Raw genomic sequence first — 12,519 nt, 5'->3', positions numbered from 1 at the left:
CTGCGGGCGGCCCCGAAGACGGGCCGGGGGAGGCCCGGGGGAGGGGCTGGGGGAGAATGGAGCCCATGCCCTCCGCCGAGTCCGCTGCACCGCGCCCCCGACGCTGTGCCCCCGACGCCGCGCCCACTTCCTCCCCGGCCGACGCGCGCACGCCGCCCTGCCGCACCCTGGGCGTGGCCTGCATGGACATGGCGGCCTGCGCGGACGTGGCCGGCCCGGACGGTGCCCGCCCAGATGGTGCCCGCCCGGGCGTGTCCTGCGCGCCGGCGCTGACGGACGCCGTCGTGTGGTCCCATGGGGGCCGGCTGCGTGTGGGGCTGGGCGGGGCCACCGTGCTGCTGACCGGCCCGGACCGTCTCCGCCGGCTCTCCGCGCTGTGGCGTCGCGCCGTCGCCGGGCGCCCCGACCCGCGCGCGCACGCCCTGGCCTGGGTGTCCTCCGTGTTCGACGACTCCTCCACCGAGCCCTCCCTCCTGCGGGTGCCCGCCCGGGTGGTCGAGGTGCCCGCCGCAGGCGCCGGCACTCGCCGGGTGCCCCTGGCCCCACCCCTGGACGCACTGGCGGACGCCCTCGCGCAGGACCCGCAGGCCCGGCTCGCCCCCGGCGGGCACGTCCCCCTGCCCGCCCCCGGTGCGGCGGCCTGGGACGACGCCGGCTACGCGGGCGCCGTCCGCGAGGTGCTCGAACGCATGGCGGCCTCCGGCGGACGACTGGGCAAGGTGGTCATCAGCCGCACCGACACCGTCCCCGCAGACGAGCCCGCCCTGTGGGCCGCCCTCGACGCCCTGCGCGAGGCCTACCCGCAGACCTGGGTGTTCGCCGTCGGCGGGCTGCTGGGCGCCACCCCGGAGATGCTGGCCGTCCGGCGCCGCGGCGAAGTCTCCTCCCGGGTGCTGGCCGGTTCCCTGCCCCGAGGCGCGAACCCTGCCGAGGACGCCCGCCTGCGCGCCCGGCTCGCCGAGGACCCGCGCCTGGGCGACGAGCACGCCTGGGCGGCACGGTCCGTCCTGGACGCCCTCGCTCCCGTGCTCGCCCTCGAGGACCCGGCCCCGCGCCCCCATGTGCTCACCCTGCCGAACGTCCACCACCTGGCCACGGACGTGCGTGGCCGGCAGCGTTCCTCGGCCGGGACGGTGCTGGACGTCGTCGCCGCCCTGCACCCGACGGCGGCGGTGGGCGGCACACCGCGGCAGGAGGCGCTCGCGGTGATCCGTGAGCTCGAACCGGTGGACCGGGGCCGGTATGCAGGCCCGGTGGGGTGGCTGGACGAGACCGGCGACGGCGAGATCGCCCTCGCGCTGCGGTGCGGTCAGCAGGTGCCCGGTGGGGTGCGGTTGCAGGCCGGTGGCGGGATCGTGCCCGGGGCGGACGCGGCCGAGGAGGTCGCGGAGGTCGCAGCCAAGCTGCTGCCGATGCGCCGGGCCCTCGGCCTGGGCTGACAGCCCGGGCAGACGACGACGCCGCCTCCCTGGCCCGGGTGGGCGGGGAGACGGCGTCGAGGGGCGTCGGTGCGGCGGACTCAGGCCGCGGCGGGCACCTCGTGGGTGCCGTGGGCGAGGGTCTCGAGGCGCTCGCCGGCCTGGTGCTGGGCCAGGGCGGGCAGGAAGGTGGTCATGCGGGCGCCGGCCTTGAGGTCCGCGACGGTCTCGCGCAGGGTGGCGCGGACGGTCTCGGCGGACAGGGCACCGGCGAAGCGGCGGGCGAGGGTGTCCTCGACGCGCGCGAGCACGCGGCGCTCCATGAGGGGGCTCAGGGTGGCGGGCAGGTGGTGGTCGGTGTGCTGGATGCTCATGGGAGCACCTCCTCTGGGTGTGTGGGGGACGGCCCGCGAGGGCCGCTCCGCTCCGTTAGGTGAACGGAAGGTGAACAACTTGTTAACCAGAGTAGCCCTTTCCCGGCCGGATGCAAGCCCGGGGGTGCTCGTCGGCAGGATCACGCGGATTCTCGGTGAACGCCGGGTGAACCCGCAGGGGCTGGGCGGGTGAACCCTCGGGAGGTGGGCAGGTCAACCCGCGGGGCCTGGCCAGCGGATGGGACACTGGAGGGGATGTCTGACTACACCCCTCGCCGCCCCGGCTCCACGCCCGCCCCCCACCACCGCACGGACCGTGCGGGCAAGCCCGCGCTCGGCCGCCCCCGCCGCGGCATGATCGACGAGGCCGAGGCCAAACGCCTGGCCGAGGACCGCGAGCGCATGCGCCGGGCCGGCGTCGGGCATCCGCTGTCCGCGCCGGCGCGCCGCGAGGCCACCGGCGCCGACCGCCCTCAGGTGATGCCGCGCACCGAGGGCTGGGTGCAGCAGGCCGATGCCGAGGGGCGCCCGCTGCTGCAGTTCAAGCAGCCGCGCGTGTCCCAGCCGCCCACGCATCTGGCCGACCTCACGCTCGCCGAGCGGCAGGCCAAGGCCAAGGAGATCGGCCTGCCCGCGTTCCGTGCCAAGCAGCTCTCGGTGCACTACTTCGAGCACCACACCACGGACCCGGAGCAGATGACGGACCTGCCCAAGGGCAAGCGTTCGGAGATCGCTGAGGCGTTCTTCCCCCCGCTGCTCACTGAGGTGCAGCGGTTGAGGACCGACAACGGGGACACCATCAAGTTCCTCTGGCGGCTGTTCGACGGCGCCCTCGTGGAGTCCGTGCTCATGCGCTACCCGGGGCGGGTCACCCTGTGTGTGTCCAGTCAGGCCGGTTGCGGGATGAACTGCCCGTTCTGCGCCACGGGCCAGAGCGGGCTGACCCGCAACATGTCCACGGCGGAGATCGTGGAGCAGGTGGTCCGCGCCAACCAGGTGATCGTCGCCGGGGAGCTCGGCGGTCGGCTGCGCGGGGACGGGCGCGACGCCGAACGCGTCACCAACGTGGTGTTCATGGGCATGGGTGAGCCGCTGGCCAACTACAAGCGTGTGCTCGCGGCCGTGCACCGCATGGTGGACCCCTCCCCGGAGGGTCTGGGCATGTCCGCCCGGAACATCACGCTCTCCACAGTGGGCCTGGTGCCGGCCATCCGGAGGCTCGCGCAGGAGGGTGTGCCGCTGACCTTCGCGTTGTCCCTGCACGCCCCGGATGATGAGCTGCGCGACGAGCTGATCCCGGTGAACTCGCGGTGGAAGGTGGACGAGGCCATCGATGCCGCCTACGAGTACTTCGTGGCGACTGGCCGCCGGGTGTCCATCGAGTACGCGCTCATCAAGGACATGAACGACCACGCCTGGCGTGCGGACCTGCTGGCCAAGAAGCTCAACGCGCGCGGCAAGGGCTGGGTGCATGTGAACCCGATCCCGCTGAACCCCACGCCCGGGTCCATCTGGACCTCCTCCACGCGTGAGGTCACCCGGGAGTTCGTGGACCGGCTCAACGCCGCCGGCGTGCCCACCACCCTGCGGGATACCCGCGGCAAGGAGATCGACGGGGCCTGCGGTCAGCTCGCCGCCGGCGAGGGGGACTGAGCCGGGCCCGGCCCCGCGACAACGGCGGCGTCTCCCCGTGCAGGGGGGCGCCGCCGTCGTCGTGCGGGGGAGGTGCGCGCCGCGGGCCAGGCGTTGCCCCCGGGGTGGGGTGCTCGTAGCGTCAACAGGACCGCCGTCATGGTCGGGCCCCGGAGTCGCCGGAGCGCCGGCGGCGGTGAGGGAGGTCCTTCCGTGTCCGCATTCACCACGTTCGAGAAGATCGCTGTCCTGGGTACCGGAGTGCTCGGCAGCCAGATCATCATGCAGGCCGCCTGGCACGGCAAGGAGGTCCACGCCTACGACGCCTTCCCCGAGGCGCTCGAGGGCCTGGCCGCGCGCTGGGACTGGATCCGCGAGGGGTACCGCGCGGACCTGCCGGACTACACGCCGGAGCGCTTCGAGGCGGCCCTGGCCCGGATCCATCCGACCACCGACCTCGCCGAGGCGGTGGGGGACGCGGACCTCGTGATCGAGGCGGTGCCGGAGCAGCTGGAGCTGAAGAGGGAGGTCTGGCGGAAGGTCGGCGCCCTGGTGCCGGAGAGGACGCTGCTGGCCACCAATACCTCCTCCCTGCGCCCCTCGCTGTTCGCGGAGGACACCGGGCACCCGGAGCGGTTCGTCACCCTGCACTACGCGAACCGCATCTGGAAGCAGAACATCGCGGAGATCATGACCACCGGCGCCAGCACCGCCGAGGCCCTGGCCGGGGCGGAACGCTTCGCCGAGCAGACCGGCATGGAGCCGGTGATCGCCCACAAGGAGGTGCCCGGCTACGTCTACAACTCGATGCTGGGCCCGCTGATGTGGGCCGCCGTGGAGCTGTACATGAACGGGGTGAGCACCCCGGAGGCGATCGACCGCGCGTGGCGGACCGGGTGGAACACCCACCGGGGGCCGTTCCAGGTGATCGACACCATCGGGTTCCGGACGGTCTCGGCCGTGTTGCATGCGAAGGACGATGCCCCGACGCTGCGCGCCTTCGCCGACCTGTTGGACGAGCAGATCGCGGCGGGCCACACCGGGGTGGCCGATGGGCAGGGATTCCACCACTACGACGCCGAGGGCACCCGACTGGGCCCCGTGGAGACCTGGACGCTGCGCTCCTGAGCGCGTGCGGCCGGGGCGCGCGGGTCCGCGCCCGACGGCCACCCGGCAGGGTATTTCAAAATCAAACAGTCGGATGTAGTGTCCGGGATATCACTACGACGACGGCGATCCGCTCGGGAAGGGGCGGGACCGAGAAGGAGAGAAGACATCATGACCGCGTTCACCACGTTCGAGAAGGTCGCTGTTCTGGGCACCGGGGTGCTGGGCAGCCAGATCATCATGCAGGCCGCCTACCACGGCAAGGAGGTCTACGCCTACGACGCCGTGGAGGACGCCCTCGAGGCTCTGCCCCAGCGCTGGGAGTGGATCCGCGCCGGCTACAAGGAGGATCTCGGGGAGGGCTATGACGCCCAGCGCTTCGACGAGGCGATTGAGCGCATCCACCCGACCTCGGACCTGGCCGAGGCCGTCGGGGACGCGGACATCGTGATCGAGGCCGTCCCGGAGAACCTGGACCTGAAGAAGAAGGTCTGGGCCGAGATCGGCGAGAAGGCCGCGGACAAGACGCTGTTCGCCACCAACACCTCCTCCCTGCTGCCCTCGGACTTCGCCGACGCCTCCGGGCACCCGGAGAAGTTCGTCACCCTCCACTACGCCAACCGCGTGTGGTCCCGGAACACCGCCGAGGTGATGGGCACGGACAAGAGCTCCCAGGAGGCCATCGACGGCGCCCTGCAGTACGCGGAGGAGACCGGCATGGTCCCGGTGCACGTGCGCAAGGAGGTGCCCGGCTATCTGCTGAACTCGCTGTCCATCCCGTGGCTGTCCGCCGCGGCCGCCCTCTACGTGAACGGCGTGGCCAACCCGGAGGAGATCGACCGGACCTGGCGCATCGCCACCGGCAACGACCACGGCCCGTTCCAGGCCTTCGACCTCGTGGGCTTCGGTGTGGCCTCGAACATCCATCGCAACTCCGGTGACCCGGTGCAGGTGAAGTTCGCGGACATGCTGCAGGAGTCCATCGACGCCGGCCACTCCGGCGTCGCCGACGGCCAGGGCTTCTACACCTACGACTCCGACGGCAACCAGACCGGCGTCGTGAAGGACTGGGAGCTGGACGAGCAGTGAGCTGGGCCGCCCTGGCGGCCCACCCCGGGGCATGAGGCCCCGTACATGACGACGGCGACGCCCCCGTGCGCAGGGGGCGTCGCCGCCGTCGTGGGTGGGGTGGGGCGCTGAGCGCCCACGCCTCAGAACTGCACGGTCTCGTGCTCGCCCGGGCGGGCCGTCCCGCCGGTGACCTTGGCCTTGACGATCTCCACCAGGGTGGATGCCGCCCCGGAGGCCCAGTACTCGGCGGACTCGGCCTGGACCCGCACCAACACGATCTGCGGGTCCTCGGGCGAGGCGCCCTCGCCGAAGAACGCCTCGGAGGCGGGGCTCCAGTACTCCTTCTTGCGGGCCTCGTCCCGGATGACCGTGCCGGTGCCGGCCACGGACGCCCAGAAGCCCTTCTCGGCCACGGTCACGTTGACCGGGCGGCCGTCGGCGTCCTGGGCGGCATCGGCGGCGGCGCGGGTGAGGAACCAGATCACGCCGGTCTCCTGCTCCACCTGCTGCACGCCCATGGGCCGGGAGACGAGCGTGCCGTCCTGCTCGGCGGTGGTCAGCATGACCACACCGGCCTTCTCCACCTTCTCCAGCACCTGCGTGCGGGGATCCTGCTCAGCCATCTGCGGCCTCCTCTGGGGTCGGGGCGTGCCCGCCGGGAACGGTGGGCCCGATGCCCTCGACGCTAACGTCCGGCGGCGGAGCAGGCCAGGTCAGGCCGACAGTCGCTCGGCCAGCCAGGCCACACCGAGCGCGTACCCGGTGGCGCCGGCCCCGGCGATCACCACATCCGCCACCGCGGACACGTGGGAGTGGTGCCGGAACGGCTCCCGCCGGTGGATGTTGGACAGGTGCACCTCCACGATCGGCACATCCACGGCGGCGAGGGCGTCCCGGATCGCCACGGAGGTGTGGGTGTAGGCGGCCGGGTTGATGAGGATCCCGGCGTGGGAGGTGCGGGCCTGCTGGATCCAGTCCACGAGGTCGCCCTCGTGGTTGGACTGCCGGAAGTCCACGGTGAGCCTACGCTCGGCGGCGGCGGCCTCGGTGAGGGCGCGGACGTCCTCGAGGGTCTGCGAGCCGTAGGTCTCCGGTTCGCGCGTGCCGAGCAGGTTCAGGTTCGGCCCATTGAGGACCAGCAGGGGCAGGGGGGTGCTCATGCCGCCAGCCTACGCATGCGTGCCCATGCGGCCCCTGCGGTGCGTCCTGCGGAATAGCCGCCTGGCCGGCGTCGTTGTGGCAGGCGAACGACGCCGGCCCGCGCACCGCGGGCGCGGCGCCCCCAACCCCTGAAGGAGCCGACATGGCCACCACCGACCTCACCCTCGAGAAGTTCGGCGAGACCGTCGCCGAGAACGACACCGTCCTCGTGGACTTCTGGGCTGGCTGGTGCGGCCCGTGCCGCCAGTTCGCCCCCGTGTTCGAGGCCGCCTCGGAGCAGCACGAGGACGTGGTGTTCGCGAAGGTGGACACCGAGGATCAGCAGCAGCTCGCCGCGATGGCCGGGATCACCTCGATCCCCACGCTCATGGCGTTCCGTGGCGGCGTGCTCGTGTTCTCCCAGGCCGGCGCCCTGCCCGGGCCCGCCCTGGACCAGCTGATCGGGCAGGTCAAGGGCCTGGACATCGAGGAGGTCCGCCGCATGGCCGAGGAGCAGGGCGGCCAGGACGCCCCGGCCCAGGGCTCCCAGAACGACGCCGACACTCCCGCCCGGTAACGGAAGTCCGGCAGCAGCGGGGTCACCTCCCGCACCGGCGCAGGCAGGGCGCACGCCTGGGCCAGGGACTACAGCACGCCCCGGATGGCGATCGGCTCCACCCGGACGGCGTCGGCCCCCGGTTTCCACCCGTCCGTGCCGCCGTGGGACAATGCCCCTCATGGCCATGGGCGATTCCGGTGATCCACTCCCGCATCTGCGCACCGATGCGATCCGCGCCCTCGTGGGGGCCACAAGCGCCGAGCGCGGCTTCGACATCGCCGCCCGCGGCGGCGTGCAACGCCTGGCCTACAACGCCGACACCTTGCGCCTGACCGCCGCCGTCCAGGGCACCGCACCCCAGCCGTACCGGCTGAAGGTGCGCCTCCAGGACGCCTTCGGCCCCGAGGGCGAACCCCTCATGGAGCCCACCGCCGGGCGCTGCACCTGCCCCGTGGGCGAGGACTGCAAGCATGTGGCCGCCGCCCTCTACGAGGTGGTCCGCCGGGACGCGGACGGTGCCCTGGACCACGCCCGCCGCGCCCTCGCGGACATGGTCACCACCGCCGACACCCTCCAGAGCCCCACCGGGGTGCACCCCAGCCCGGGCGGGCGCACCGAGGGCCCCGGGGACGACGTCGCCTGGCGCAGCGTGCTCGAACCCCTCGCCGGCATGGACGCCCCCCGCCGCCAGGCCTCACCGCCGCCGCTGGCCATCGGGGTGGAGCTCGTGGCCGAGTCCTCCCGGAACGTGTACCAGCAGTGGGGCCCGGCCCCCGCCGGCGAGGAACACCTGCGGGAGGAGCGGCCCCTGTACGTGGTGCTGCGCCCCCTGCGCCGCGGCGCCAAGGGGTCCTGGATCAAGGGCGGGCTCACCTGGCGCGCCTTCCAGTTCCCCCGCGCCGAGTACGAGCCCGCCCAGGAGCGTGCCCTGCGCCTGGTGTGGCGGCAGCTGCAGGCCGAGGACTCCTACCCCACGGACGCCTGGATCGGCCTGCACGCCTTCGACTCGCCCCGCATCTGGCAGCTGCTGGCCGAGGCCCGGGAGGCCGGCGTCGAGCTGGTGCCCCTGGGTGTGCTCGGGGACGTCGTCCTGGACCCCCCGGTGAGCGTGGGCCTGGACGTGGCCCGGGCCGAGGACGGCGCCCTCGAGGTGGCCCCCTCCCTCACCCCCGCGGAGCCGGGCGGGCGGGTGCACGCCGTCGGGTCCATCGGGTTCTACCGGGTGGTCGAGGAGGACGACGCCACCTGGACCCTGCACCTGGTGCCCTCCGCGCGGACCGTGCCGGAGGCCGTGCAGCGCATGGTGCTGGCCGGCGCACCCGTGCGGGTGCCCGCCGCGGACCGGGAGGAGTTCCTGGGCCGGGTGTACCCGAGGCTGCGCGGCACCCTGGAGGTGGCCAGCGCGGACGGCTCCGTGGAGCTGCCCGAGTTCGAGCCGCCCGTGCTGCGCCTGCAGGCGGACTTCCGCCCCGACCACCGCCTGGTGCTGCGCTGGTCCTGGCTGTACTTCGACCCGCCCCGCGAGCTCGGCCTCACGGACCCGGACGCCCTCCGGGACCCCCGCCACGAGGACGCCGTGCTGCGTGCCGCCGCCGAGGTGTGGCCGCGGGCCGGCCGCGCCGAGGAGCAGGAACTCACCGGGGTGGGGGCGGCCCGGTTCTCCGAGTCGGTGCTGCCGCGGCTGCAGCAGGTGGACCATCTGCGCGTGGACGTGCACGGCGACCGCCCCGACTACCGGGAGCTCACCGCCGCGCCCCGGATCGAGGTGTCCACCACGCCGGCCCGCAACGACTGGTTCGACCTCGGCGTGCAGGTGTCCGTGGACGGGCACGTGCTGCCGTTCGTGGAGCTGTTCACCGCGCTCGTGCGCGGGGAGACCACCCTGATGCTCGCCGACGGCACCTGGCTCGGCCTCGACCACCCCGCGTTCGACCGGCTGCGCGCCCTGCTCTCCGAGGCGGCCACCCTGCAGGAGTGGACCCCGGAGAACACCGAGCTCTCCCGTCACCAGGTGGGCTTCTGGGAGGAGCTCAAGGAGATCGCCGACGACGTCGACGAGGACCCGGCCTGGACCGAGGCCGTGGGCCGCCTGGCCCGGGTGGAGTCCCTGCCCCCGGCCCCCGAGGTGCCCGGGCTGCTGGCCACCCTGCGCCCCTACCAGCAGGAGGGGCTGCGCTGGCTGTCCTTCCTGTACCACCAGCGGCTCGGCGGGATCCTGGCCGACGACATGGGCCTGGGCAAGACCGTCCAGACCCTCGCGCTCATCGCCCATGCCCGCGCCGAGGACCCGGCGGCCCCGCCGTTCCTGGTGGTGGCGCCGTCGTCGGTGGTGTCCGTGTGGGCCTCCGAGGCGGCCACCTTCACCCCCGGCCTGGACGTGCGCGTGCTGGACACCACCACCCGCCGCCGCGGCACCACGGTGGCCGAGGAGGCCGCGGGCGCGGACGTGGTGGTCACCTCCTACACGCTGCTGCGGATCGACGCCGCCCAGCACGGCCCCATGGAGTGGGGCGGTGTGGTGCTGGACGAGGCCCAGTTCCTGAAGAACCGCACCTCGAAGGTGCACACCGTGGCCCGGGACCTGCAGGCCCCGTTCCGCCTGGCCATCACGGGCACCCCGCTGGAGAACTCCCTCACGGACCTCTGGGCCCTGCTGGATGTGGTGGTGCCCGGGCTGTTCCCCAGCCACCGGCGCTTCCGTGAGGCCTATGTGAACCCCATCGAGAACGGGGAGGACCCCGGGCGCATGGCGGCCCTGCGGCGGCGGGTGCGCCCGTTCATGCTGCGCCGGTCCAAGGAGCTCGTGGCCAAGGACCTGCCGCCCAAGCAGGAACAGGTGCTGCGGGTGGAGCTCGAGGCCAGCCACCGCAAGGTGTACGACCGCGTGCTCGCCCGCGAGCGGCGCAAGGTGCTCGGGCTGCTCGGGGACATGGACGGCAACCGCTTCACGATCTTCAAGTCCCTCACGCTGCTGCGGATGCTCGCCCTGGCCCCGAGGATCGTGGATGAGGAGTACGCCTCGGTGCCCAGCTCCAAGCTGGAGCGCTTCCTGGACGACCTCACGGAGGTGCTGCGTGAGGGGCACCGGGTGATCGTGTTCAGCCAGTTCACGAGCTTCCTGCGCGTGGTGGCCGAGGAGTTGGAGGCCATGGAGGTGGAGCACGCCTACCTGGACGGCTCCACCCGGAACCGGTCCGAGGTGATCGAGGGGTTCCGGCAGGGCGAGGCCCCCGTGTTCCTGATCTCGCTGAAGGCTGGCGGGTTCGGGCTGACCCTCACCGAGGCGGACTACGTGTTCCTGATGGACCCGTGGTGGAACCCGGCGGCGGAGGCCCAGGCCGTGGACCGGGCGCACCGGATCGGCCAGGAGCGCACCGTGATGGTCTACCGGATGGTGGCCGAGGGGACGATCGAGGAGAAGGTGCTCGAGCTGCAGCGGCGCAAGGCTGAGCTGTTCGGCGCGCTCGTGGACGAGTCCGACGACTCCGGTGCCGGGGCCTTCACCGAGTCCCTCACCGCTGACGACATCCGCGCCCTCCTCTCCACCGACGCCTGAACTTCCGTTCGAGAAATGGGAGGTTCGCCGGGCGCTCCGGTGCGAGAAATGGGAGGTTCCCGGGGCGGTTCCGTTCAGGAAACGGGAGGTTCGCCGCGCTCACCCCGCCTCCCACCCACCGCGCTCACCCCTCTGCGAGCCGGGGCAGCACCGCCTCCCGCAGCAGTGGGGCGAGGTCCTCGGGCAGCGGGCCGGCCGGGTCCAGCCAGCGCAGCTCGGCGATCTCGGCCGCCGCCGCGCCGACCTCCACGGGCGGGTGCGCGAACACCGTGGCCCGCACCGTGTAGCCCGGCTCGTTGGCCGCGGCTGTCTCGAACACCCCGAGCAGCTGCAGCGCGCCGACGTCGAGCCCCGCCCCGACCTCCTCGGCCGCCTCACGCACGGCGGCCTCCGCCGCGCTCTCCCCGGGCTCGGGCTTGCCGCCGGGGAACATGAACCGCTCGGTGCCGCGCTTGCGCACGGTGAGGACCCGCCCGGCGTCGTCCCGGAGCACGACAGCACTGACCACGATGGTGCGCGCCCCGCTCATGCGCCCGGCCTGCCGATCCCGACGGCGACGCGCGGGCCCGCCTCGGCTCTCGCGCGGGGCAGGGGTGGGCGGTCGGGGAGCAGGAGGGGCATGGGGGTCCTCTCGGAGCGGTGGGTCTGCGAGGCATCCTGCCGCAAGCGGCCCGCGGGCGGAAACGGGTCCCCGGCGCGGCAGGCCTTGAACCTCGGCGTGTCCGAGGGGACAGTCGTGGACATGGACACGACCGACACCCAGAACCCCCTGCGCTCCACCGATCGCGCCCGCCGCGCCCGTCTGCGTGCTCTCGCCCCGCTCTCGGCGGCCGTGCTGCTGGCTGCCGGCTGCGCCGCGCCGCAGGAGGCGCCCGCCCCCGCCGAGGGCACTGCCGCGGCCACCACCGCTGCGGAGCCTGCCGCCCCCACGGCCACGGCGACCTCGTCCGCGGAGGAGGGTGCGGCGTCGTCGTCGGCGGGCCATGAGGGCCACGGCCATGCGCACGCGGACCACCCTGCCGACGGCGGCCCTGCCCCGGCTGGCATCCGCACGGCGGAGTCGCCCGAGTACCCGGTGGGCACGGAGGTCACGCTCGCGGCGGACCACATGCCCGGGATGGATGGGGCCACCGCCACCGTGGTCGGCGCGTTCGACACCGTCACCTACGCGGTGACCTACACCCCCACCGACGGCGGCCCCGAGGTGGAGGACCACAAGTGGGTGGTGCAGGAGGAGCTGCGCACCCCGGACGGCGCGCAGCTGCCCCCGCGAGCGCTGGCCGATGGCGCGGAGGTGACCATCGAGGCCGATCACATGGCCGGCATGCACGGCGCGCAGGGCACTGTGGACTCCTCGACCACCGAGCCCGTCTACATGGTGGACTACACGGCCGACGGCATGCAGATGCGGAACCACAAGTGGGTGGTGGAGAGCGAGCTGCAGCCCGCGGGCTGAGTGGGAGGTCGGGCAGGTCTGCCGATCCACTGCGAGAACGACCCTTCTGAGGCCCGCCGAGGGCTCCAGAGGGGTCGTTTCTGCATCGGATCCGCGTGGGGGCGGAGGCCGGCAGGTCATCGCGCCTCCGACGTCATCTTTTGCGAAGCGTTTGCAATACGACTACCGTTTGGGTTATCGCACACGATTCTCACTAGAGAGGCCCC

The 12,519-nt window shown here is 73.2% G+C and carries 11 protein-coding genes; 7 read left to right on the top strand and 4 right to left on the bottom strand.

Annotated features, from left to right (window positions below; genetic code table 11):
* Positions 1–65: 65 nt before the first annotated feature.
* Complete coding sequence (locus SPI96_RS03765) at positions 66–1,439, top strand: chorismate-binding protein (RefSeq protein WP_321081033.1); 1,374 nt, start codon at positions 66–68, stop codon at positions 1,437–1,439.
* 80 nt (positions 1,440–1,519) lie between these two features.
* On the opposite strand, the gene SPI96_RS03760 is transcribed toward SPI96_RS03765, so the two are convergent.
* On the bottom strand, positions 1,520–1,792 hold the full coding sequence (locus tag SPI96_RS03760; protein ID WP_321081032.1) for a three-helix bundle dimerization domain-containing protein: 273 nt from the start codon (positions 1,790–1,792) through the stop codon (positions 1,520–1,522).
* A 255-nt stretch (positions 1,793–2,047) separates the two neighbouring features.
* On the opposite strand from SPI96_RS03760, the gene rlmN reads away from it, so the two are divergent.
* From rlmN to SPI96_RS03745, 3 genes are all read left to right on the top strand, one after another.
* Positions 2,048–3,445 carry a 23S rRNA (adenine(2503)-C(2))-methyltransferase RlmN gene (gene rlmN / locus SPI96_RS03755; protein WP_321081031.1) on the top strand — a complete coding sequence of 466 codons (1,398 nt, stop codon included), beginning with the start codon at positions 2,048–2,050 and terminating at the stop codon, positions 3,443–3,445.
* A gap of 192 nt (positions 3,446–3,637) precedes the next feature.
* Positions 3,638–4,552, top strand: a complete 915-nt coding sequence (locus SPI96_RS03750; RefSeq protein ID WP_321081030.1) for a 3-hydroxyacyl-CoA dehydrogenase NAD-binding domain-containing protein — start codon at positions 3,638–3,640, stop codon at positions 4,550–4,552.
* Between the two features lie 150 nt (positions 4,553–4,702).
* The gene (locus tag SPI96_RS03745) at positions 4,703–5,620 is read left to right on the top strand and encodes a 3-hydroxyacyl-CoA dehydrogenase (RefSeq protein WP_321081029.1); all 918 of its coding nucleotides are present in this window, start codon (positions 4,703–4,705) and stop codon (positions 5,618–5,620) included.
* A 122-nt stretch (positions 5,621–5,742) separates the two neighbouring features.
* Here SPI96_RS03745 and SPI96_RS03740 read toward each other — a convergent pair whose 3' ends face one another.
* Together SPI96_RS03740 and aroQ are read right to left on the bottom strand one after the other, a co-directional pair.
* A complete protein-coding gene (locus tag SPI96_RS03740) occupies positions 5,743–6,225 on the bottom strand; it encodes a pyridoxamine 5'-phosphate oxidase family protein (protein ID WP_321081028.1) in 483 nt (160 codons plus the stop codon).
* A 90-nt stretch (positions 6,226–6,315) separates the two neighbouring features.
* Complete coding sequence (gene aroQ, locus SPI96_RS03735; RefSeq protein WP_321081027.1) at positions 6,316–6,762, bottom strand: type II 3-dehydroquinate dehydratase; 447 nt, start codon at positions 6,760–6,762, stop codon at positions 6,316–6,318.
* 143 nt (positions 6,763–6,905) lie between these two features.
* Here aroQ and trxA point away from each other — a divergent pair, with 143 nt between their 5' ends.
* Complete coding sequence (gene trxA / locus SPI96_RS03730) at positions 6,906–7,319, top strand: thioredoxin (RefSeq protein WP_321081026.1); 414 nt, start codon at positions 6,906–6,908, stop codon at positions 7,317–7,319.
* 160 nt (positions 7,320–7,479) lie between these two features.
* Positions 7,480–10,857 carry a DEAD/DEAH box helicase gene (locus SPI96_RS03725; protein WP_321081025.1) on the top strand — a complete coding sequence of 1,126 codons (3,378 nt, stop codon included), beginning with the start codon at positions 7,480–7,482 and terminating at the stop codon, positions 10,855–10,857.
* Between the two features lie 124 nt (positions 10,858–10,981).
* On the opposite strand, the gene SPI96_RS03720 is transcribed toward SPI96_RS03725, so the two are convergent.
* A complete protein-coding gene (locus SPI96_RS03720; protein WP_321081024.1) occupies positions 10,982–11,386 on the bottom strand; it encodes an NUDIX domain-containing protein in 405 nt (134 codons plus the stop codon).
* Between the two features lie 213 nt (positions 11,387–11,599).
* Here SPI96_RS03720 and SPI96_RS03715 point away from each other — a divergent pair, with 213 nt between their 5' ends.
* Complete coding sequence (locus tag SPI96_RS03715) at positions 11,600–12,313, top strand: YdhK family protein (RefSeq protein WP_321081023.1); 714 nt, start codon at positions 11,600–11,602, stop codon at positions 12,311–12,313.
* Positions 12,314–12,519 lie beyond the last annotated feature (206 nt).

This window comes from Micrococcus sp., from assembly GCF_034179925.1.
Taxonomy (GTDB): domain Bacteria; phylum Actinomycetota; class Actinomycetes; order Actinomycetales; family Micrococcaceae; genus Micrococcus.
The sequence above is the reverse complement of the archived record's forward strand: the minus strand, read 5'-3'. Positions and strand labels throughout refer to the sequence as shown.

What these genes read in the sequence shown, in the direction of transcription:
- SPI96_RS03765 (WP_321081033.1), top strand. Translation starts at nt 66, where the DNA reads ATGCCCTCCGCCGAGTCCGCTGCACCGCGCCCCCGACGCTGTGCCCCC.
- SPI96_RS03760 (WP_321081032.1), bottom strand. Translation starts at nt 1,792, where the DNA reads ATGAGCATCCAGCACACCGACCACCACCTGCCCGCCACCCTGAGCCCC.
- rlmN (WP_321081031.1), top strand. Translation starts at nt 2,048, where the DNA reads ATGTCTGACTACACCCCTCGCCGCCCCGGCTCCACGCCCGCCCCCCAC.
- SPI96_RS03745 (WP_321081029.1), top strand. Translation starts at nt 4,703, where the DNA reads ATGACCGCGTTCACCACGTTCGAGAAGGTCGCTGTTCTGGGCACCGGG.
- SPI96_RS03740 (WP_321081028.1), bottom strand. Translation starts at nt 6,225, where the DNA reads ATGGCTGAGCAGGATCCCCGCACGCAGGTGCTGGAGAAGGTGGAGAAG.
- aroQ (WP_321081027.1), bottom strand. Translation starts at nt 6,762, where the DNA reads ATGAGCACCCCCCTGCCCCTGCTGGTCCTCAATGGGCCGAACCTGAAC.
- trxA (WP_321081026.1), top strand. Translation starts at nt 6,906, where the DNA reads ATGGCCACCACCGACCTCACCCTCGAGAAGTTCGGCGAGACCGTCGCC.
- SPI96_RS03725 (WP_321081025.1), top strand. Translation starts at nt 7,480, where the DNA reads ATGGCCATGGGCGATTCCGGTGATCCACTCCCGCATCTGCGCACCGAT.
- SPI96_RS03720 (WP_321081024.1), bottom strand. Translation starts at nt 11,386, where the DNA reads ATGAGCGGGGCGCGCACCATCGTGGTCAGTGCTGTCGTGCTCCGGGAC.
- SPI96_RS03715 (WP_321081023.1), top strand. Translation starts at nt 11,600, where the DNA reads ATGGACACGACCGACACCCAGAACCCCCTGCGCTCCACCGATCGCGCC.